Origin of the sequence: Rhodocytophaga rosea (assembly GCF_010119975.1) — a bacterium.
GTDB lineage: Bacteria > Bacteroidota > Bacteroidia > Cytophagales > 172606-1 > Rhodocytophaga > Rhodocytophaga rosea.
In genome coordinates, this window is sequence record NZ_CP048222.1 from 7782086 (window position 1) to 7803623 (window position 21538).

The following is a 21538-nucleotide window of genomic DNA, read 5'->3' on the forward strand; positions in this document are numbered from 1 at the left end:
AGCCCATATATAGCTATCAATTTAGGATGAATATCCTTCAACAGCTATGTGTGTAAAGAGCCTTTCAGTTTGGAAGGCTTTTTATTTTATACACTACAAGTAAAAGATTTGATGACTATCAGTTCTGTAAGGGTGCTTGTCAATATCTGATTTAAAATATACAGTAAACTGAATTATAAGGTGCGTATTTATACGGATATTGGTATAAATACATAATATCTTTAAACTTTTTTTCTGATTTTCGTATATGTATATGTATTAGTCCGAATTTATCAGACATGAGTGCTACTCCGATATTCTGCCTTTTCCAGGTAAGTATTAAATAATTTGACCGTACTGCCACCATTCCCATAGCTGATAAACCTGCCTTATGAAACAATTTAATAAAGTATTGTTAGTAGAAGATGAGGAAATAGATGCTTTTTTGAGTAAAACGATTCTATTGCAAATGGGTATTGCCAAAGAGATTGTTCTTTGTAAAAATGCAGAGCAAGCCTTGTCATATATTAATAGCTTGCCTAAAGAAAATGCTTCCACCCAGGAGGATGTTGATTTGATTTTGCTTGATATCAGGATGCCTGGCATGGATGGGTTTGAATTTCTCCAGGAACTGAGAGAAACCTATCAGCAAAACTATACGGTAATCATGTTATCTTCCTCCGAAGATACCAGCGACATTACGAAGGCAGCCCAGTTCCAGGCGGGATATTACCTGGTTAAACCACTTACTATTGATAAGGTAAGAAAGATGGTCACCCGCTGCTTTGCCCCGCTTACTTCCTCAAAAAAACAGGCTTAATACAGATATTGTACGGATGTTATTTCTTCTTACAATTACATGGCCCTGGTACTACATAATATGATTTGTAGTTCGGGCAGTTTTTATTCATGCAACCTTTCAAATTGAGGAGTTCAACGTTACGGAAATCAATGGGATGACTTTCCGCCTGCAAAGCAATATAACCTTCTTTGAGTGCTTGCCCATTTTTGCTTTTCCATATTGCTGAATATGCATCTTCTTTCCCCTGTGCCCAGTTTGCTTCTCCAATCTGCGGCTGCTGATAGCTAAGGACTGTATCGCCCTCCACGATATGCGAAATAAGTGAATCGCCCAGAACAAGAATCTGTCCTTTTACCCAGCCATCGCCATTATACGTTTTAGAATCTGAATCAATACAATGGTTAGGATTGAGTTTGCCATCCATATGCACAATAGTGCCGGGTGTACATAAATTGCCTGTATGCCGTTCACCTTTATCTAAACCTCCTAAAGTCTGATATTCCAGAGATACCGGAAACTCCTGGCCCAGAGTAAGGCTTTTGGCTGACTGCGAATGAAACATGATTCCACTGTTGCGTACGTTCCAGCTGGCGCCGCCGGGTGTTTGTTTGCCGGTGAAACGGTATTCAAAGCGCAGGATATAGTGCGAAAAAGGCTCTTTGTAATACATATGGCCATATTTGTCATTAAAACGGTCATATTCATCGTAGGAGATCCGGACCATGCCATTTTCAAACCTGAACGTATTTTTGTAATTTTCATTTAAAGGATGCCCGGCAATTTTTATGTCCCAACCCTCCAGATTTTTTCCGTTAAACAATGGCTTCCATTCTTTTTTATCAGGGTCAGCTTTAGGCTGTATCCATAAATAACCTGTGGTGAAGAGGATGAGAAACAGAGAGGTAAAAACAATAAAAAAGTTACTTTTTTTCATGGCTTAGGTGTACAATAATGCTGTCAATCCCCGAATATACAGATTTAATTGAGTGTGCGTAAACATTCTCCTATTTTTGAATTAAAGTGAGGAATAAAACAAAATTCACCTGTTTTGGCAGAAACGAAATATAGGTTGGAGAGTGTTCTATAAATGAAAAAATATCAGCCTGGAATTGCTTTTTGAATCAATTCTTTATAAATCAAATTACACTTACAGTCTCCATTATTGAATAATTCTTTGCATGTCTAAAGAGGAATCAGCCCAAAATAAAGTCATTCTTCGCCGGAGGGAAAGCCAGCACCAGGAAGCGCAGCAAAATAAGCAGCAAGTAAGCTATGGTAACGAGAATGCTACATTCCATACCAATGGATACGGTGCGGAGGTAATGCAGGCGATGTATGGATATAAGCAGGGAATTCCTCTGCAAACCAAACCTGCTGACCAGACAACTCAGATTCATTCAACCCCTTCTCCTGTGATTCAGCGGGAAGGCTGGAAAGACTTGGATGTAATAGGTGGGCTTCTCCATCAGGGGGCTAAATTCAATTTTTCGGTGCAACTCCCCAAAACCCTGCTTGATCATTACCGGGATGGAAATGGAACTGAATTCGGGCTTACTTCTCTCGGTATGACTCAATGTAATGCCCTGATTGATTTTGGAAACGATAAACGTTCGCCTCAATTTCTCAGGTTTGTGAATCAGATGGGAGCAGAGATTGCAAGAAATGCAGGAAGCGATCCGACCCGTTTGAAAGAATCTATCGAAAGCGATGTAAGCTTTAGTATGCTGGGGGCATGTAATACCAGTGGCACGCTCGGTAACTTTACAGTATATGCGTGGGGCAAACTCAAAGTATGGAATCCTGATGCAGATGGAACCAATGCTGACTGGAGTTTTGATGGGTCTATGTGGTGGTATGACCTATGGGATTTTGACCACAGGGCTGCTTCCGGAAAAGGTGAACCCGGACGAACTTCTACTGGCTCCTGGCGGACAGATGTAGGAAGCCTGCTGGTGGGAACTCCTTTCGAAATTAAGTCTGCAACTGTTGCGGTGCATCAGGCGCGGGCAGAAGCCAAAGGTGGAAATAATTATGCCAAGTGGGAAGGCAATCCGGAAGGTAAACTGATGCCAGTCGTTTCCGGAATTCTTTAAAACCTGAATGCATTAAACACACCTGTTCTGTTACCAATTCCTGCTTTGGATTTCTTCTAAAAAGCCAGTTATAATTCGATTCAGATAAATACGCTTGTCTTCTATCCTGATCAATAAACATATAGAATAAAAATATTTTAGTTTAGCCTGTAACCTTCCTGTATTGCTGAGGTTTCCCCAACAGTTTATTTCCGGTTTAATTCCCTCCGGTAATTCTTGTATGGCTAAATTAAAATATACCCATGATTCACCCAACCCCTTTCCTTTCTGCCTTCTTTACAAAAACTGTTGGTCTGGCTTTTTTTATCTTAGGTATCATTTGTATTACGGCAAACCCTGCTTCAAACATGACTTTGTTTGACGATGTGTACGGACCTAAAGACAGGCAGCCATTTTCAGAAGTGGAACAAGTGCAAGCTGCTGCGCCAGTGCATCTTAAAAAGAGCCGTGACCGGGATATGTCCAAAGGCTACTGGATTAGCCATAAAACAAAAATGTATTACTGCATTGAATTTAAAGAAGACCTTGACTCCAGGAGCTGGAACATGAGCAGATGCTTTGAACATGCCCTATTTACCAAAAAGCAGCCAGATGTATATCAATTGACCCGTGAAGCAGGTACACTTACATTAAACGGAAAACTGGAAACACCGGAAAGCGACGGAAGTTATGAGTTTACAGAAGATGCCGCTTTTAAAAATTACCTGGCAGACAATGCCATCATAAGTCAAGATGAGAATTTACTGTTTCACCTTTTTATGGGAGACATGACAAAAGACTATGTAGCCTATCTGAAGAAAACCTATACTCAGCTAGACGGCGACCGTCTGCTGGAACTGGCCATTCATGGTGTTACCCAGAGGCGCTTTCAGGAATATGTAGGCTTATTTGAGAAATACAGCAATAAAATGCCCTCCATCCAGGAGGTTATAGAAGCCAGAATTCATGGGCTCACTAGTGAATACATTGAGGATATCAGATCCGGTGGTTTTACCAATCTGAGTATGAAAAAAATGATGGAAGCCAGAATTCATGGCGTAAATTCCGCCTATATCGAAAGTTTAAATAAAGCTGGCTTTACTAACCTGAGCATAGATAAAATTCTGGAAGCAAAAATACACGGCATTGATCCGGTAAGCATCAAACAAATTGAGTCGCTGGGATATACCAATCTGGGCCTGGATAAAATTATTGAGGTAAAAATTCATGGCGTGAATTCAACCTATATTCAGGAATTGAAAGAGGCTGGCTTTACCAATCTTACAATCAATAAATTGATAGAAGCTAAAATTCATGGCGTGAATGCCGACTTTATTGCAGAAGCCAAAAACAAAGGCTATACCTACGAAAGTATTAATAACTACATCGACCTGAAAATCCACGGATTTGACAGAAAACGCAACAGGGATTAAAATTTCGCAATACTGGTATATACCCCGCAATATGGGTGATTTTGTAAAATGCTGAAAACCATATATCCGGGCAGTACGGCCGTTTAACACAAATCCCTATCTCCGCATAGTATTTTAAGTATAATATTGTTAGAAACCAGATAAAAAGAGGCTTTCTTTTATCTGGTGCTGGAATTGTATGTTCATTTTAAAAGTAAATAATTTACAATGAAAAAACTTTATCTCCTACTTTCTTTGTGTCTCCTGTTGCTCCCCTCACAGGTAGGGTTTGCCCAGAATACAGGCAAACTTTCAGGGGTGGTGCAGGATGATACCGGGATTGCGCTACCTTTTGCTACCGTTGCTATTCTGCAAACGGCAGATAATAAAATGGTAACCGGAGCGGTAACAGACGATGCTGGAAAGTTTGAGTTAAAAACACCTGCTGCCGGAAAATATAAGTTACGGGTAAGTGTAATTGGATATGCCCAGCTCGATACACCGCCCTTTGACGTAAGCGGAACAGAGTTTTCAAAGAATTTTGGTAAACTTTCCCTCAAGCAAGATACCAAAGTATTGCAGGAAGTAACCGTACAATCTATGCGGCCTACCATTACGAGTCATGCTGATAAACTGGTGGTGAGTGTAGAAGGAACCGCTTTAGCTGCCGGAAATACGGCTTATGAAGTACTGGCCAAATCTCCCGGCGTTTTTATCGACCAGGATGGTAATATCCAGCTGAATGGAAAAGGCGGCATCCGGATCATGATTGATGGCAAACTCACGTATCTAACTGGCAAGGAATTACAGAATTTCCTGCAAGGGATGTCTGCCGAAAACCTGAAAGACATTGAAATCATCACCAATCCTTCTTCCAAATACGATGCAGAAGGAACAGCAGGTATTCTGAATATCAATCTGAAAAAAAATACCCTGACCGGCATGAATGGAAGTGTAAATATAGGCGGGCAATATAACGGCATGACAAGTTACTCATCCGGAGCTAATATCAATTATAAAAAAGGCAAGTGGAGTTCATTTGTGAATGCCGATCTGTCCAGGCGTGTTTTTTTCCGAAATGCTGCCTTCAACAGGGAATTTAACACCCCTGAAACCAGTGTCAGGTTCAATATGAATGGCCGCCAGGAAGATATCCGGCTGGCACCTTCTGTGCGGTTGGGAACAGATTATGATATTTCAGATAAACACAGTGTAGGTATTAGTGCCAATTTATATTACCAGACTTTTGACAGCCAGTTTAAAACATCTACTTTTCAGGGAAATGGTGATCCTGCCTTAGATTCACTGATTACAGCCACTAACCTGATAGATGGCGAGTTTTCAAACAGTACCTTTAATGCCCATTACATAGGCAAACTCGATACAACGGGTACTACCTTAACTGGCGATATCGATTATGTCCGGATAACTAATAATGCAGATTCCAGGTTTATTAACCAGTACGCTCAAATCAATGGCGATGCCCTTCCCCGGCTGGTGTTGTTAAGCAGTGATAACCCAAGCAATTTTGATATATTTTCAGCCAAAACAGATTTTGCAAAACCATTTTCTAAGGATACTAAACTGGAACTGGGGGCTAAAGCCAGTCATGTAGTTTCGGATAATAACCTGATGTTTTTTACCGACGCCGAAAACCTGCGCATTCCCGATGTAAGGCGTACTTCTCATTTTATTTACAAGGAAAATATTTATGCCGGGTATGTAAATTTTAATACCAAGCTCGCCAAGAAATGGAGTTTGCAAAGTGGCTTACGGGCGGAACAGACCGTAGGAAAAGGCAATCTGCTCACGACAGGTACAGTTTTTACCCGTAATTACCTGGACTGGTTTCCAAGTATATTCCTGCTCAATAACATTACTAAGAATTACCAGATCGCCTACAAATACAGCCGTCGGATCAGCCGGCCGAGATATGAGGCTATGAACCCTTTTGTATTCTACCTCGATCCCTATACCTATGCCCAGGGAAATCCTAATTTACGTCCGGCCTATACCAATTCTTTTGAACTGACCCAGACCCTGAAAAACAGCTATATCCTTACCCTTGGCTATTCGCTGACAAAAAACTTTATTGCAGAAATTCCCGAGCAGTTTACTGAAACCAGGACTACCATTTTCCAGCAGACCAACGTGAAGATGTTCAAAAATATGAATGCGAACCTGGTGATTCCTGTTAAAGTGGCTAAAAAATGGGAAATCAATAATAACCTGACAGCTGCCTATCAAGATTATAGTGTAGAACAACAGGGAAATACGCTCCGCAACCAGCAGTTCTTTTTCTATGCGCAGTCAACGAGTACCATACAATTACCCAAAAAGCTTAGCTTAGAACTGAATGGTGTATACCAGGGGCCGCTTGCCTATGGCTTGTACAGAATTTCAGGAATGTGGTGGGTAGATGCCGGCCTGAAACGTTCCTTCATGGAGGACAAACTGGAATTAGCTCTGAATGTTACCGATATATTTAAAACCAGGCAAGTAGTAGGAGCCGCCAATTACAATGGCAATGTAAATGAGTTTGACCAGTATTTTGGCTCACGGGGTATTCGCCTGAACCTGCGCTACCGCTTTACCAAGGGTGCTTCATTTGAAATGAAAAAACGCAATACCAATCTGGATGAACTAAACCGGGCTGGAGGTAATAATTAATTTCTAAACTGGTAATTTTCTGAACAGGTTCCCGGCCCATAACCGGGAATTTTTATTGACGTCTGATCGTAGTTTGTTGCAACTATTAGGCATATAGCAGGGTCATAAGAGGGAAGAGAACCTAAACGTACCCATCTATGAAACTCTCAAAAACGCTGCTTGGCGCCATTCTGCTGGGCATTGCCCTTGAAACCACATCTTGTTTAACCGCTGAAGAAGCTCCACAGCCAGAGTCAGAACAAGGATCCAAAAATGAACCAGAAGGTACTATACCTGACAGTTGTCCGGGTTGTGGCATGGGTTAAATTGTTCACTATACTTCTATAACTATTGGCTAAGATTCTATCATCGGTTGCCTGTAATCTGGATGTTCATATACTTTCGGCCAGCATTCCTTTGCTGGAAGAGTCCCAGGTAGATGCCATTGAATGGTCATTTGACACCCTGTTTAATATCTGGCATACCCCAGGCTGGTTTGCCAGGCTGCTTACTGCCTTCAGCAAAGAAGAAAGGCTGATTGGCCATGGCGTATTTTTCTCCCTTTTGTCAGGCAAATGGTCTAAGGAGCAGTATCAGTGGCTTTCGCAGCTAAAACAGTTATCTGCAGAATTTCACTTTGACCATATTACCGAACATTTTGGCTTTATGACCGGACAGAGTTTTCATCAGGGAGCTCCTATGTGCGTACCGTATTCACCTGCTACTTTAGCTATTGGCAGGGATCGTCTGGCCAGAATACAGGAGGCTTGCTCTTGTCCGGTTGGGCTGGAAAATCTGGCGTTTGCTGCTTCACTGGAACAAGTAAAACAGCAGGGAGAATTTCTCGAAAGGCTGATTGAACCGGTGAACGGCTTTATTATACTTGATCTGCATAACCTGTTTTGCCAGATGCATAATTTCTTCATGGATTTTGAGCAACTTCTTTCATCTTATCCGCTGGAACGGGTTAGAGAAATTCATATTTCGGGAGGCAGCTGGGAAAAATCAGGGAAACAATCTGAACGGATCATCCGCAGGGATACCCATGATCAGGCTGTACCACCCGAAGTATTTCATCTATTAGAAAAAACTATACCGGTATGTCCCAATCTGAAATATGTGGTGCTGGAACAATTAGGTATTGCCTTAAAAACGCAGGAAAGTAAAGCTGCTTTTTATCAGAATTTTGTGCAAATGAAACAAATTGTGGAGGATAACAATCAAACGATTGCAAACTCTTCAGAAAACCCATTTATCCCACCATCCATTACTCTCCCGGAAACTTTTGTAGAAAACCAGGAACTCTATGCACAACAACGGGAATTGTCGGAAATTTTAGAAACCTCTTCTTCCTATGAAGAGACAAACAGGCTATTGAAAGCATCCAGTTTAGCGCATACTGCCTGGAATATCGAAAGCTGGGACCCGGCCATGATTGAAACTGCCATTCATATTGCCCGGAAATGGAAGAAATAGTGAGTGGTAACCATCCTTGAAATGTTTGCTCATCACTGAATTCATTTACCACTTTCTGAGAGGCACAATATTTACTTTCCCTGTACTTACTTTCTATCATATCATTACCTATTTTAGCCCATCATAGGTAAAATAAATATTCTGCCTATGAACAACCTATTCTTCATTTCTGAATGAAATCGCCGGCAGAAACTGTTTTTGAGTATTTATATCTGAGAGACCCTGTTTCAAAAGCAGATGTGGTTATCGGTTTTGGTCATTTCGATCCGAAAATTCCAGCCAAGTGTGGCGAACTTTATTTGGCAGGAATGGCTCCACAGATCATTTTTACTGGCGGTATGGGGGCAGGAACAGCAGATTTAGGTGAACCTGAAGCCTTATATTTTACAAAAGTACTTTATCAAACCTATCCCTCGATTCCTAAACCGGTAGTGATTACTGAATCAACATCTGCCAATACGGGCGAAAATCTGCGGTTTACTGCAGCACTTCTGCAAACCAAGTATCCCCATCTGGCATTTGATACCAGTATGCAGAGGGTAATTATTGTAGCGAATGCATACCGGCAACGAAGGGTATTTCATACCTGCCAGTTGTATTTTTCGCAGGTTACCTGGATCAATTGCCCACCAGAAACCAGTTACCAGGCAGAATGGGAAATGTTTGCCTCCAAAGGTGAAAATCTGGATGTACAGTTAGTGGGTGAAACAGAACGTTTGCTTACTTATCCTGCTAAAGGATTTATGAGCAGTATTAGTATTCCAGACCAGATCATGGAAGCGTATCATACATTGAAAGAAAGCCTGTAAAGGGTGTATTAATTGGTTTCAGATTAATACACCCTTTATAAATCTTAACATAAAAAAGCCTGGCTGAAAAACCAGGCTTTTATTGATTTGACTTTTGATTTTTAAGAAATTTATTATTGCATTTGCTTGAGAAACTCACTCAGGTTTTCGATTTCTACAATTTGCCAGTGCTTGCCTTTATCAGCCATTTTCATACGAAGCCCGAGGGATATATTTTTTTGCGGCATATAAAAATCGGCAGTTACATCCGCAAATCCATCCTGCTTATCAATCGTACGGAAACCATCAAATTCTAATTTACTCACAATATAATCCTGCAACTGCATCAGCATAACTCCCGGTGATGTTTCTCCAGTTTGTCCACCTAGCTCGGCATCATTGCTGTACTTGCCATTTTGTACATAATCTGCTACAATCTCCTGAAAAGTTCTGTTTAACTCGGTAGATGAGGCAACAGACACAGATCTTTTCAAAGCCGGATCTACCAGTTCTTCTGATCTGTCGGCACTGGAATAGGAGATAAATTGGATGGCCAGACTTTCTGATAAAGCATGCACATCTACAAATTTTTCAAACTTTTCCTGATCGTGTTGTTCAGCCGCTTTTTTGATTTGATGCAGTGAATATTCAGGCATTTGTTTATAGATAAAAAAGTAAACAACTGCCAGTACCAGCAATAAAGCAGGCAGAACTCTGGTATACATTTTCATGGCTCAATCATTAAAACTTAATCTATAAATTTACTATTTTCTGTCCGCCCTGACAAACAGTTATACTGCTTTTTGTAAAAAAACAAGTGTAATAACATATAGTTGCTACTGTTTTTGAAGGACGATAAACTCGTTGAATTTGGCCATTACCTGGTTATGAAACTCTTTTAGATACAAGAAATAATCCGCCGGTTGCAGGAATGGTTTAATCGTAACACTGGTAGAAAGCTGTATCTGTTGCCCACTGTGCTTAATGTCATATTTGAAATCACCTTTATTTTCCGGCAAACGGACTAAAATGGATTTAGGTAATTCCTGAACCTGGTAACCTGCCGGAATTTTCATGTTGAGAATATAATTAAACCCAACCTGATAATCATGTTCTACCGGTAAGCGCCGGTCGACTTGTTTATATGGATTTTCCTGGAAAGAGTGAAGTAATACCGGCTTAATATATAGCATTTTTGCGTCGGGATCGATCTGATCTGAAGTAAACTGATATACAGTCCTAAAATCCTGCTCGGCATCTTCTACAGGCGAAGGCGAAAAATTTGTGAGGGTATAATCTGTTAAGCTGGCCGTTGTCTGCTTCTTGATATAGGCATCTTTGCCCAGTTTGAGGAAAGCCTTTTTGTGGTCTAAAGACGAATATCCCTTAAAATTGACATCTGCCTGGTATGTAGGATTTTTTATGTCTGACAAATCTGCTGTCATTACGATCACGTCTCTTGTTTCAATTGTGGGCTTAATTTCTATCCACCTGGGTTGATTTTTATCAAGCAGGAAACCGGCTATATTCAGGTCTTCTTTATCTAAGATCTTATAAGAGCGGAGTGGATCAGTAGCATTCAATAAATAGGTTTTATCGCCAACCAGTACGTGTACAATTACATGGTTGAACTGGGAGCGCAGGGGATAGGTGCGTTGCGGTTTGCCATGCTCCCTGGTACTCACCAGCACTGGGTTAGCGGTAAACCCGGCTTCAGAAAGCAATAGGGTAAGCAAAAGGTTGATCTCCACACTGCTGCCTTCTTTGGTTTCCAGCAGTTCAGCAATACTTTTTTTAGGGTATATTCTGTACAAACCATTCCAGCGTATATTGTTCTTTACATAGTCATAAATTTGCTGTACCCTGTCGGTGCTTTCAGAGGTGTTTATTTTCTCAATTATTTTAGAAGCCACATTCCTGCGGTTTAAATAGGAACTATAATCCTGGTCTTCCAGCACTTCCTGGGCTAATTTTTCCCAGGTAGTCATGGTTGTTACATATTCAAGACCTCCGCCAATGCCATCTTTACTTTTGTAATAGCCTGCCAGTTGAAAGCGGATTTTTTCTGCATAATCCATGTAGTTTGCCGTAAAAGGTTCGTCAATTAAAGCAGGCAGGTTATCGAGCATCCAGCGGTTGGAATTTTTTTCAGAATATTTATGCAGTAGGCGTACGCCTTGCAGTAAAAGCCTGTAATCGAGATCCTGCCCGATACTTGCCAGCAATTCGCTGTGCAGGGTAGGAATATCGTGTTGAAACACCCATGCGTCTAGAAAAGAAAAGTTCTTGGAAAGGGTGGTATATTTATATTCGATGATAGAACCTTCGCTGACAGAGGGCAAGGTGAATCTTTTCTCCTGCCAGTTTTCATTGATTTTTATGTCGAACACCTGCTTATCTGAGAGCTCATGGAAAGTAGTTTTGCCCTGGGCATTCACATTGATAGTCTGGGCTTTGATATCTGTGATTTTTTCCAGTTCATTTCCCACATAATAAGGCAGGGTAATATTGGCCCGGTCGAGTGCTTTGCGGTCCAGGATTTTAATACGTGTATGCCGTTGGATCACGATATGACTTCCATAGGTGAAAGTAATGGTGCCATAATCGTTCAGAACCACAGCGGTAGCCGCACTATCATAATCAACAAATTTCAAGGCTAAGTCCCTATCGGATACTTTTCCCCATTTCATAGGAGGACCCTGAGACTGGGCAAGGCCGGATTGCGTAAAAGAAACAGTTAGAAGAAGGGCAAAGAAAGTCCTGTACACACGGTTGTGCAGGCAGAAAAAAGTTGAAATCATAGCGTTACCTAAAAATTGTTGAAAACTTAAATTAAAATTTAGGTGGGGTGGCCGGGAGGGAGGTGGGGTAATATAAAACAGCCAGTCTGCAAAGAGCAATACTGGCTGTTTTTAGAGTATCATAAGGAATATAGATTATTTAACGATCGTCCGTTCGCTTACTTCCGTTTGCTTACGGATAGATTCTAAGTGAATCAGTTTGAAAAGGTCTGCTACAAAATCTTCATGCACATTCATTTTGGCAGCCCATTCCGGACGGGATTTGAACACTTCATTCCAGCGTTCTACCTGGAAAATTGCTACGTTGTTTTCTTTTTTGTATTCACCTAATTTTTCTACCAGCGACATCCGTGCAGCCAGTACTTCGATCAGTTCGCGGTCTACCCGGTCGATCTGGCTACGGATTTCTTCGAGTTTATTCACAAAGAAAGCATCGTTGCTGCTTGCCTGGCGGATTTTAAGGTCAGACAGAATTTCAGCCAGACGGTCTGGCGTAACTTGCTGGGCAGCATCGCTCCATGCATTATCCGGATCTAAATGCGTTTCAATCATCAAGCCATCATAGTTCAGATCCAGCGCTTTCTGGGAAAGGTCGAATATCAGATCCCGCTTTCCGCCGATGTGGCTAGGATCGCAGATGATCGGAAGGTCAGGGAAAATAGTTTTAAGTTCAATTGGAATCTGCCAGAACGGGTCGTTACGGTATTTGCCTTTCTGGAATGTAGAGAACCCACGGTGAATGGCCGCAATATTCTCAACCCCTGCATTGTAAATACGCTCAATGGCACCAATCCACAGAGCCAGTTCCGGATTGATTGGGTTTTTAATCAGTACAGGCACTTTCACCCCTCTGAGGGCATCTGCAATTTCCTGTACATTAAAAGGATTTACGGTGCTGCGGGCACCAATCCAGAGAATATCCACGCCATATTTTAAGGCTTCCTCAATATGCTGGGGCGTAGCAATTTCTACGGCAAAGGGCAGACCTACCTCTTTTTTTACGGTTTGAATCCAGGGCAGCGCCACTACACCATTTCCTTCAAAGCTGTTCGGACGGGTACGGGGTTTCCAGATACCTGCACGAAGGGCATCGACGTTCAACTTTTTGAGGGCACGGGCTGTATTAAGCAGTTGTTCTTCTGTTTCAGCACTGCAAGGACCGGCAATAACCAATGGCTTCTGATCATATTTGATCCACGAAGAAAGAGGTTTAAATGTTAAATTAGCAGACATATAGATGTAACGTTTGGTACCGGAGCCAAATTCCGGCAAATAGTTTGTAAAAATAATAAATTTAATATTATAGATGCTAATAATTTTGCACTATATTCAGAATAATATAATTTTATTAGGATATATTACAAATTGCAGCAGTTTCTGTTTGCTGTATCTACAAGCCATAGTATATGATCGGAAATAAGTATCCCAGCATTGAGGACCTGATGCGTGAAAATGAGAGATTGAAAACAGTGATTGCCTTGCTGGAAGAAAATAATCCTCAGAAAAAATATGGCCTGGTATGGGAAAAGCAAGCAGATGGCGAATCTGTGCCACCACAGGAATTGTATTTGCGGGAAGTAACTGAAAAACGCATTTATACCTCAGAGACGTCGCCGCTGCACTGGCTGATCGAAGGAGATAATTACCATTCCTTATATATATTGCTGCAAACCCACCGGCAGAAAATAGACCTCATCTATATTGATCCGCCGTATAATACCGGCAACCGCGATTTTAAATTTAAAGACCGCTTTTCAGACCAGGAAGCTGCTTACCGGCATAGCCGCTGGATTGCTTTTATGGAAAAACGCCTTCGTTTAGCCAGGCAATTATTATCTCCCTCGGGTGCCATCTTTGTCAGTATTGATGATACCGAACTAGCGCAGACCAAATTGCTCTGTGATGAGATTTTCGGAGAAAAGAATTTTGTGGCCAACTTTATCCGCAAATGCAAAACCGGCAGCGGGCATGATAGCGGAAAAATTGCCATAGAGTTTGATTACATGCTCTGTTATACCAAAGATAGCTCCAAACAAAAATTCAATAAGTTGCCTCTGGATGTAGAATCAGATGCCAAATACAGGCATCAGGATACATTTGTGGCGCACCGGGGCAAGTATTACCTGCGTGACCTGGATTACAAAGGCAGTTACAGTGCAAGCCTGGATTATCCCATACAGGCTCCGGATGGTACCGAATTATGGCCTGGAGGAGCTTTCGGGCGGCCCAATACCTGGCGCTGGAACCGTGAAAAATTTGAGTGGGGGCTAGCTAATGATTATATAGTATTTAAACGCAATGCAAAGCAGTGGAAAGTATATATTAAGCAGTACCAGTATGTAGATAACCAGGACCAAAAGAGGGTTCGGGAACTGCCTCACCGGGCCATGATCGAATTTATTAATTCTAAAGGAAGCAATGAACTAAAAGATATTTTGCATGAAGATATATTTACACATCCCAAACCGGTTGATCTGATTGAGTTTGTTATCAATCTGATGCCTGGAAAACAGCTTACTATTCTGGATTTTTTTGCCGGTTCAGGTACGACCGGCCATGCAGTACTGCGCCTCAACCAGCAACAGGGTACACAACACCACTTCATTTTGTGTACAAATAATGAAAATGGCATTTGTGAAAAAGTATGTTACGAGCGGCTGCGACGGGTAATTGGAGGATACGAAACCAGAAATGGGCGGTATGTAAAAGGCACGGGTGGCAATTTGTCGTACTGGCGGGTAGCAGAGAGTTGATTGTATATACTGCCATAATTAATTAAATTAACAGTTGCCTACTACCTTTTATTAGTAACATGAAATTTTTTTTGTACGGCATTTTAGTCATTTTATATCTATTCGTATTATTTCCTGTAAATGGACATTCCCAGAGTAACCTTGTAAAAAATGAGCCGGAAGAACTAAGATTTGACCGGCTCACCACTGCTCAAGGTTTATCGCAGGCGACCGTAAATACTATTTTACAGGATAGTAAAGGGTATATGTGGTTTGCAACAAGAGACGGTCTCAATAAATACGATGGGTATACTTTTACGGTATACCGGAATGACCCGACCAATCTCAACAGTTTAAGTTCAAGTCATGTCAGGGGATTGGTGGAAGATGCAAATAAGGTATTGTGGATTGCAACCAATGGCGGTTTGAATAGATTAGACCCTAAAACAGGAACATTTACTTCCTACCAGAATAATGAGCATAATCAAAATAGTTTAAGCGACAATCATGTAAGTGCTGTGAGTATAGACAAGGCAGGGATGTTGTGGATTGGTACGGAGGATGGTTTAAATAAATTTGATCCTGCCAACGGGCAGTTTACCAGATTTTTACATGATCCTGCGCAGAAAAATAGTTTGATCGATAATGATATTTATGACCTGCAATTAGATAGGAGGGATGGCACCCTATGGATTGGAACCGATGCCGGACTGGAGCATTATAATCCCAGAACCAATACCTTTCAACATGTACTTCTCACAGAGGCAAATGGTCAACCTGCCCTATCTTATAAGATCATAGAAGTGTACCAGGATCGCTCTGGGATGATCTGGGCCGGAGTAGATGGTATCGGTTTAATGAGGTATAATCCTGCTTCAGGTAAACAATCCTGGTTTGTTCACAATCCTGCCGATCCCTTCTCTATCAGTAGCAATAATATTACCGCCGTATTTGAAGACAGCAAAGGACAGCTTTGGATGGGTGCCTGGCCTGGCGGTTTGAATAAGTTTGATCCTGCCAGTCAGACATTCACCGTCTACCGGCATGACAAGAATAATCCCTCCAGCATTTCAGATGATTATATTAAAACTATATATGAAGATCCCAGTGGCATGCTCTGGTTTGGTACGTTCAATACAGGAATCAGTATGCATGATAGAGGCCGGAATAAGTTTAAATTGTATTCACATATCGGTGAAAATGCTACCCTGAGCCAGGGACAGGTTCATTCCTTACTCGAAGACTACTTACAAAATGTCTGGATTGGCAGTGAAAATATTCTGGTACGCTTAGACAAGAAAACCGCACAGAAGATAACCTATGTATTGAGTGATCCTTCTGTAAGCGGGGTAAATAAAATAACTGTGTATTCCCTTTTTCAGGACAGGCAGGGCACCATTTGGGTAGGTTCCAGAGGAAAAGGATTAGGAAAGTATATTCCGGAATCAGATTCTTTTCAATGGTATCAGCATGACCCTTTAAATACTTCTTCACTTAGCCACAATGTAGTTACAGTAATCCGGGAAGATAGTAGCGGCAAGTTATGGATAAGCACCAATAACGGCTTAAACCAGTTTGATCCCATGACTGGAAAATTTTCCAGGTATATGCCTGAAAAGGAATATCTGGATAAGGAAGGGCACTTTGGCATATCAGCTATACATATGGGTAAATCAGGAATAATATGGATAGCATCAGCAAAAAATGGTATTGCCAGCTTTAATGCAGATACAGGTCTGTTTACTCATTATCCTTACAGAACCGAAACGGCAAATGTTCTTAATAATTCTGGTACGCACTGCATTTATGAGGATAAAAAGGGATTCGTATGGGTTGGGTTTATTGAGAATGTTTTACACCGGTTTAATCCCCATACTGGTATTTTTGCCCCTATCACGCATAAGGAAGGTTTGCCTACTACCAAGATACGTGCAATTATGGAAGATAATTCAGGCAATCTCTGGGTTACAACAAGGAGTAATGGTCTGTATACCTATAATCCACAAACTAAAAGCTCCAGGCATTTTGACAGACGAAACGGCTTGCAAGGTGATGAATTTCTAGGAGCATTTTACAAAAATGAAAGCGGAGAAATGTATTTTGGAGGTAAAGACGGATTTAATGTATTTCATCCGGATAGCGTAAAAGCTAACCCATATGTACCGCCAGTTGCAGTCTCTGGTTTTAAGGTGTTCAATTCACCCAGAGCTTATTCAGATAGTATTATTTCTTTATCGCATAATGAAAATTTTTTCTCGTTTGAATATGTTGGATTAAGCTACTCTCTGCCGGAAGAAAATACATATCAGTATCAACTGGAAGGCGTAGACAAAGGCTGGGTAGATGCCGGTAACAGGCGGTTTGTATCTTATACCAATCTTGATCCCGGAGAGTATACCTTCAGGGTGAAAGCAGCCAATTATGATGGTGTTTGGAATCAGCAGGGGATTTCTCTAAAACTTCGGATTATACCTCCTCTCTGGCTACAAAAGTGGTTTCAGATTACCTCTGTTTTGATTGGTTGCTTGCTGGTGTATGTCTGGTATAAATCAAGGGTGTATACAATAAAAGCCCGCAACAGCCAACTGGAACAACTCGTTGCCCAGCGGACTGAGGAGCTAAGGCAACGCAGTTTACAACTGGAACAATCGCTTATTGAAACACAAAAACAGCAGCAGGCAGCCGAGTATCAGCGCCAGCGGGCCGAAGAAGCAAACCGGTTAAAAACAGAATTAACCAACCTTACCGTACATGACCTGAAAAATCCGCTGGGTGGGATTATGCTGTATTCTGACCTGATCAAAGAATCGGTTGCTGATCCGGAAAGAATTATCCGCCTTTCACAAACCGTGAAGGATATATCAAAGCAAATGTTTCATCTGCTTTCAAACCTGCTAAAAAGAGCAAAACTGGAAAATAACTATATCAGTCTCCAAAAAGATAAAATAGACATAGCCTTGCTTGTCAGAAGTGTAGTGGACCGCAACCAGCTACAGGCTATGCAGAAAGGGCAGAACCTGTTTTTTCAGGAAACAAGTGGCCTTGAGGTAGAAATAGATGTTGAACTTATCAATGATGCCCTGGAAAACCTGATCAGTAATGCCATTAAATTTACTCCTTCTGGCAAAAACATCTGGATAGGGATTGAAGCAAGCCAGGAACAGGTAAAAATCTATTTTAAAGATGAAGGATTAGGTATACAGCCAGAGGAAATGAAGCATCTTTTTGCGCCATTTCAGCGCTTATCTGCCAGGCCAACCGGTAACGAGAGTTCCACCGGATTAGGATTGTTTATTGTGAAAAGAATTATTGAACTGCATCAGGGAGAAATTATTGCCCAAAGCGGAGGCCTACATAGCGGAAGTACATTTACAATTGTATTGCCGCTTTCTCCTGTGGTTGAAAGCGTGGCTGCTGACTAAACTTTAATCAATTAGCCCTTGTTTAAGGGCAAATTTTACTAAACCAGCCGTATTTTTTACGCCAATCTTTTGCATAATATTCCGCCGGTGAGTATCTACAGTAGTAGGAGCTATAAATAATATGTTTCCGATTTCGTGGGAAGAATACTCTTTGGCCACCAACGCTACAATCTCCTTTTCGCGTTCTGAAAGGGTAGAAGCTATTGCAGGCTCTGGCATATACTGGCGGGCTAGTTCGGTTGCTACAGCTTCGCTGAAATAAGTTAAGCCTGCTTCCACCCTTCGTAAAGCTCTTTCAAATTCTTCCCGGCCGGTAGTTTTAAGAATATACCCTAAGGCTCCTGCCTGAAGTAAATTTCTGATGAGAGAAAACTCATTATTCATGGTCAGAATTAGTACCTTAGTCCGGGGGAAGCGCTGTTTGATGATCTTAGTGGTTTGCAGCCCATCCATTACAGGCATATGAATATCCAGAATGGCCACATCACACAACATTTTTTCCAGTTTGCTGATCACTTCCTGTCCATTATTGGCCGTAGCTATCATTTCTACCCCACTTATTTTCGATATCACTTCTGAAAGTCCGTCCACAAAGATCTGATGATCATCCGCAACAATAAGTCTGATCGGGGCAGTCATATCATCATAGAATTTTGTAGGAAAGGTACTTAATTTAAAAGCATGAGTAAATACTTAGTTTTATGGATTTTGCGTCTGAAATATTAGCCAAAAGCCGATGGTGAACGACAGGTTGCTACCGCATCCTACTGAAATTGGCTTCTGACCAGTCACCTGTTAATTTCTCTGGTTACTCTTCCCTAAACAAGCCGATCAACAGCATACTATATCAATATCATTATGGCTGTTGTTTACCAGGATGTTATCTCTTTACCTCTTTCAGAATCTGATATTTTACAGGCCATTCAACGGGCAAAACAAAGCAATTTGATGGATAATTTGCGGATGCGCCATCCAAATATTGGTTTTGATTGTAAAGTACGGGGATTTATTGGTGAAATAGCCCTCAAAAACTGGTTTGCCAGCCACCAGGTTTTCTTTAATCAGGTAAATTATCTGCCAGATGGTACTTGTATGGACATTGATTTTGTGTATGGATTGGGAACACAAGCGTTACACCTGGAAGTGAAAACATCCCTGATTCCCGATGAATGGCGCACACTGCCAGCCTGTATCCAGAAAGGAGATATCAAACTGATCCGAAGGGGGAAACAAACCATTGAACAGATGGGGGGAGATATCCATCTGCAGATTTATTTCCGGCAACGCCGTAAAGCCAAAGATCGCTGGTTATCTCAGCAAGCAGTTGATTTGCACCACTGGAGTGAAAAACAATTATATGATGCACTGTTGGGCAGAGCCTATCTGGACAATATTTTCCTGGTGGCCTGGATAGATAAATCTACACTGGTATCGAAACTTTCCCCTTTTCCTCTTTCTAACAGCACCTGGCAGTTTCCGGGATTGGCGAGAAAATTCTGGAGGTGCAGTATTGTCGGCTCTCATAAACCTGCTGAACTGATTCAGTACCTCAAAGCACAATCAACTAGAGTTAACAACCTAAATTTCCATGCAGCTTAGGAGAAATTTTTCTTGATTTTTTCCTGCCCTCGGCTGGGTTACCTTGATCAGATGGCTGTATAAATTGTCATATTTATTCTTCCTTTCCAAATATTCACTCCATTTATTGTGTATTGAACCTATGAAATCATATTTCAGCAGCTATCCTTTTGCATTTATTTTCCTGTTTGCCGTATTATTCGGTTGCTCTAATGAACGTAGCATGGAAAAAGCGTATACTGAACAAATATCTTTAGACTCAGTGTCCGTTGCACAGTCACCAGCAGCAGTGAGTGAAAGTAGTACTCCTGCTACACCCGAAAGAAAATTCATCCGTACGGCAGATGTAAAATTTAAAACTGACAATGTAACACAGGCAACAGAAACAATTGAAGAATTAACCCGCAGCTATCAGGGCTTTGTAAGCCATACAAATCTCACCAGTACTGTGGTTTATTCCACCTCTACGCAAATAAAAGCTGATACCATGCTGCAACAAACCGAATATATGGTAGAAAACAACATGACCTTACGGGTGCCAAACTCACAATTTGACAGCTTACTAAAAGAAATTAGCCAGGTGACAGGTTTTCTGGACCACCGGGTTATTAATGCGGATGATGTAAGCTTACAATTGCTGGAAAATAGCCTCCGGATCAAAAGAAATCAAAAGGCGGAACAGCGGGTAGAACAAGCCATTTAGGGTTTCCGCACTAAATATTAAGTTTTAAGAATAGCTAACAGGAAATTAGTGTCTCTGTTAGCTTTTTTTCTTTTCCGTTTGACACTCACGCAAGAAGGCTCTTTTTTGAGCAGATGCAAAGACCACTTTCTAATCAGATGCAGATTGATGGGTCCTTTATCTTTCCTGACTTTAGCCTCATCTTCCCTAAAGGTAACATCTAGTTGCCAATGCAAGCCATTCTCTATCGCCCAATGGCCTCTTATGTAGCGGCTGTACAAGGCAGGGTCTGTATCTGTTAAACTGCTTATATAGAACAGGGTTTGTTCTTGCTTTTTGCCTGCTATAATGCGTTTTCTTTCTACCATGACTAAAGTATGTAAGTCCTGCCATTTTTCCTTTTCCTCTACCAAATCAATGCATTGAGCAATATATACCCTACGTTCTTCTCCTCTGCCATGGGCTTTATCTAGTTGCTGATTAAAAGCGAGAGCAGACTTATTGATTTGCATAAAATGGGCTACCTGCTCATAGAGTACACCTTGATTAGCCTTTAGGGCAATCACATAATGGGCTTGCTTATCCCTGATCTTTTCTACAATTGCCTGCTGACAAGCAATAGCATCTATAGTAATGATACTACCTTTGCAATCAAGGGTATCTAATAAAGCAGGAATAGTTGTAATCTCATTACTCTTGGCTTCTACGGCTACTTGTCCAAAGCTTAAGCTATGTTCCTCTACCCATACATTGACCATACGAACCAAAGCATGCTTTTTGCCTGCAGGTATAGTACCTCTCAATTCTTTGCCATCTATACATACCTGCTTGCCTGCTAAGGAGAAGCCAGCTACACACGCTTTGAAGCATTGCTCCAAACTATGGCTATCCAGGTGTCTGATCACCCGATTTAAAGTGTCAGCAGAAGGTATACCATTAACAAAACTTAATCCTAGTTCTTGCTGCAGAAACGCTGTATTATCTTTGCCATAATCTGCTATCTCGTCAAAGTCATCACAATCGGCTATTACCCCACATAAAACTAAGCCTAAAATATCTGCTAATAGATGTAAGCAGCGGCCTTGCACCCGAAAATCAGCTACTTTGTTTAGTATCTTTTTAAGTTCCATGCACAAAGTTAGCCC

Annotated in this window: 17 protein-coding genes; 11 read left to right on the top strand and 6 right to left on the bottom strand. The window is 41.3% G+C overall.

Annotation, left to right across the window (positions count from 1 at the left end; translation table 11 throughout):
* Positions 1-370: 370 nt before the first annotated feature.
* Positions 371-799 (top strand): response regulator, encoded by a 429-nt coding sequence (locus GXP67_RS31920; protein WP_162446863.1) that lies wholly within the window; start codon positions 371-373, stop codon positions 797-799.
* Positions 800-818: 19 nt separating this feature from the next.
* Here GXP67_RS31920 and GXP67_RS31925 read toward each other — a convergent pair whose 3' ends face one another.
* A complete protein-coding gene (locus tag GXP67_RS31925) occupies positions 819-1715 on the bottom strand; it encodes a 3-keto-disaccharide hydrolase (RefSeq protein WP_162446864.1) in 897 nt (298 codons plus the stop codon).
* 244 nt (positions 1716-1959) lie between these two features.
* On the opposite strand from GXP67_RS31925, the gene GXP67_RS31930 reads away from it, so the two are divergent.
* The 6 genes from GXP67_RS31930 (at position 1960) to GXP67_RS31955 (ending at position 9199) form a co-directional block, all read left to right on the top strand.
* Entirely contained in the window at positions 1960-2874 is a 915-nt protein-coding gene (locus GXP67_RS31930; RefSeq protein WP_162446865.1) for a hypothetical protein, read from the top strand.
* A 242-nt stretch (positions 2875-3116) separates the two neighbouring features.
* Positions 3117-4286, top strand: coding sequence for a hypothetical protein (locus GXP67_RS31935; RefSeq protein ID WP_162446866.1), 1170 nt, complete (start codon positions 3117-3119; stop codon positions 4284-4286).
* A 207-nt stretch (positions 4287-4493) separates the two neighbouring features.
* On the top strand, positions 4494-6935 hold the full coding sequence (locus GXP67_RS31940) for a TonB-dependent receptor (RefSeq protein ID WP_162446867.1): 2442 nt from the start codon (positions 4494-4496) through the stop codon (positions 6933-6935).
* Positions 6936-7072: 137 nt separating this feature from the next.
* On the top strand, positions 7073-7240 hold the full coding sequence (locus GXP67_RS31945; protein ID WP_162446868.1) for a chryseobasin-related MNIO class RiPP peptide: 168 nt from the start codon (positions 7073-7075) through the stop codon (positions 7238-7240).
* Between the two features lie 25 nt (positions 7241-7265).
* A complete protein-coding gene (locus GXP67_RS31950) occupies positions 7266-8390 on the top strand; it encodes a multinuclear nonheme iron-dependent oxidase (RefSeq protein ID WP_197901599.1) in 1125 nt (374 codons plus the stop codon).
* 173 nt (positions 8391-8563) lie between these two features.
* Positions 8564-9199 (top strand): YdcF family protein, encoded by a 636-nt coding sequence (locus GXP67_RS31955; RefSeq protein ID WP_162446869.1) that lies wholly within the window; start codon positions 8564-8566, stop codon positions 9197-9199.
* Positions 9200-9312: 113 nt separating this feature from the next.
* Here GXP67_RS31955 and GXP67_RS31960 read toward each other — a convergent pair whose 3' ends face one another.
* The 3 genes from GXP67_RS31960 to GXP67_RS31970 form a co-directional block, all read right to left on the bottom strand.
* Positions 9313-9909: a DUF2939 domain-containing protein gene (locus GXP67_RS31960; protein WP_162446870.1), complete on the bottom strand. Its 597-nt coding sequence runs from the start codon at positions 9907-9909 to the stop codon at positions 9313-9315.
* A gap of 105 nt (positions 9910-10014) precedes the next feature.
* Positions 10015-11979 carry a DUF3858 domain-containing protein gene (locus GXP67_RS31965; protein ID WP_162446871.1) on the bottom strand — a complete coding sequence of 655 codons (1965 nt, stop codon included), beginning with the start codon at positions 11977-11979 and terminating at the stop codon, positions 10015-10017.
* A gap of 135 nt (positions 11980-12114) precedes the next feature.
* Positions 12115-13212, bottom strand: coding sequence for a bifunctional 3-deoxy-7-phosphoheptulonate synthase/chorismate mutase type II (locus GXP67_RS31970; protein ID WP_162446872.1), 1098 nt, complete (start codon positions 13210-13212; stop codon positions 12115-12117).
* 173 nt (positions 13213-13385) lie between these two features.
* Between GXP67_RS31970 and GXP67_RS31975 the strand changes: the two genes are divergently transcribed.
* Together GXP67_RS31975 and GXP67_RS31980 are read left to right on the top strand one after the other, a co-directional pair.
* On the top strand, positions 13386-14732 hold the full coding sequence (locus GXP67_RS31975) for a site-specific DNA-methyltransferase (protein ID WP_162446873.1): 1347 nt from the start codon (positions 13386-13388) through the stop codon (positions 14730-14732).
* A gap of 59 nt (positions 14733-14791) precedes the next feature.
* Entirely contained in the window at positions 14792-18133 is a 3342-nt protein-coding gene (locus GXP67_RS31980; RefSeq protein ID WP_162446874.1) for a ligand-binding sensor domain-containing protein, read from the top strand.
* Between the two features lie 3 nt (positions 18134-18136).
* Here the strand turns inward: GXP67_RS31980 and GXP67_RS31985 are convergent, their stop codons facing one another.
* Complete coding sequence (locus GXP67_RS31985) at positions 18137-18772, bottom strand: response regulator transcription factor (protein ID WP_162446875.1); 636 nt, start codon at positions 18770-18772, stop codon at positions 18137-18139.
* 219 nt (positions 18773-18991) lie between these two features.
* On the opposite strand from GXP67_RS31985, the gene GXP67_RS31990 reads away from it, so the two are divergent.
* Together GXP67_RS31990 and GXP67_RS31995 are read left to right on the top strand one after the other, a co-directional pair.
* The gene (locus GXP67_RS31990) at positions 18992-19732 is read left to right on the top strand and encodes a hypothetical protein (RefSeq protein ID WP_162446876.1); all 741 of its coding nucleotides are present in this window, start codon (positions 18992-18994) and stop codon (positions 19730-19732) included.
* 121 nt (positions 19733-19853) lie between these two features.
* The gene (locus tag GXP67_RS31995; protein WP_162446877.1) at positions 19854-20414 is read left to right on the top strand and encodes a DUF4349 domain-containing protein; all 561 of its coding nucleotides are present in this window, start codon (positions 19854-19856) and stop codon (positions 20412-20414) included.
* Between the two features lie 17 nt (positions 20415-20431).
* Here GXP67_RS31995 and GXP67_RS32000 read toward each other — a convergent pair whose 3' ends face one another.
* Positions 20432-21523 (bottom strand): ISAs1 family transposase, encoded by a 1092-nt coding sequence (locus GXP67_RS32000; protein WP_162441340.1) that lies wholly within the window; start codon positions 21521-21523, stop codon positions 20432-20434.
* Positions 21524-21538: the final 15 nt, after the last annotated feature.

Excerpts from the sequence above, each read along its gene's own strand:
- GXP67_RS31975 (WP_162446873.1), top strand. The coding sequence starts at position 13,386 with ATGATCGGAAATAAGTATCCCAGCATTGAGGACCTGATGCGTGAAAAT.
- GXP67_RS31970 (WP_162446872.1), bottom strand. The coding sequence starts at position 13,212 with ATGTCTGCTAATTTAACATTTAAACCTCTTTCTTCGTGGATCAAATAT.
- GXP67_RS31925 (WP_162446864.1), bottom strand. The coding sequence starts at position 1,715 with ATGAAAAAAAGTAACTTTTTTATTGTTTTTACCTCTCTGTTTCTCATC.
- GXP67_RS31995 (WP_162446877.1), top strand. The coding sequence starts at position 19,854 with ATGAAATCATATTTCAGCAGCTATCCTTTTGCATTTATTTTCCTGTTT.
- GXP67_RS31920 (WP_162446863.1), top strand. The coding sequence starts at position 371 with ATGAAACAATTTAATAAAGTATTGTTAGTAGAAGATGAGGAAATAGAT.
- GXP67_RS31940 (WP_162446867.1), top strand. The coding sequence starts at position 4,494 with ATGAAAAAACTTTATCTCCTACTTTCTTTGTGTCTCCTGTTGCTCCCC.
- GXP67_RS31990 (WP_162446876.1), top strand. The coding sequence starts at position 18,992 with ATGGCTGTTGTTTACCAGGATGTTATCTCTTTACCTCTTTCAGAATCT.
- GXP67_RS31960 (WP_162446870.1), bottom strand. The coding sequence starts at position 9,909 with ATGAAAATGTATACCAGAGTTCTGCCTGCTTTATTGCTGGTACTGGCA.
- GXP67_RS31955 (WP_162446869.1), top strand. The coding sequence starts at position 8,564 with ATGAAATCGCCGGCAGAAACTGTTTTTGAGTATTTATATCTGAGAGAC.
- GXP67_RS31965 (WP_162446871.1), bottom strand. The coding sequence starts at position 11,979 with ATGATTTCAACTTTTTTCTGCCTGCACAACCGTGTGTACAGGACTTTC.
- GXP67_RS31930 (WP_162446865.1), top strand. The coding sequence starts at position 1,960 with ATGTCTAAAGAGGAATCAGCCCAAAATAAAGTCATTCTTCGCCGGAGG.
- GXP67_RS31935 (WP_162446866.1), top strand. The coding sequence starts at position 3,117 with ATGATTCACCCAACCCCTTTCCTTTCTGCCTTCTTTACAAAAACTGTT.
- GXP67_RS31985 (WP_162446875.1), bottom strand. The coding sequence starts at position 18,772 with ATGACTGCCCCGATCAGACTTATTGTTGCGGATGATCATCAGATCTTT.
- GXP67_RS32000 (WP_162441340.1), bottom strand. The coding sequence starts at position 21,523 with ATGGAACTTAAAAAGATACTAAACAAAGTAGCTGATTTTCGGGTGCAA.
- GXP67_RS31980 (WP_162446874.1), top strand. The coding sequence starts at position 14,792 with ATGAAATTTTTTTTGTACGGCATTTTAGTCATTTTATATCTATTCGTA.
- GXP67_RS31945 (WP_162446868.1), top strand. The coding sequence starts at position 7,073 with ATGAAACTCTCAAAAACGCTGCTTGGCGCCATTCTGCTGGGCATTGCC.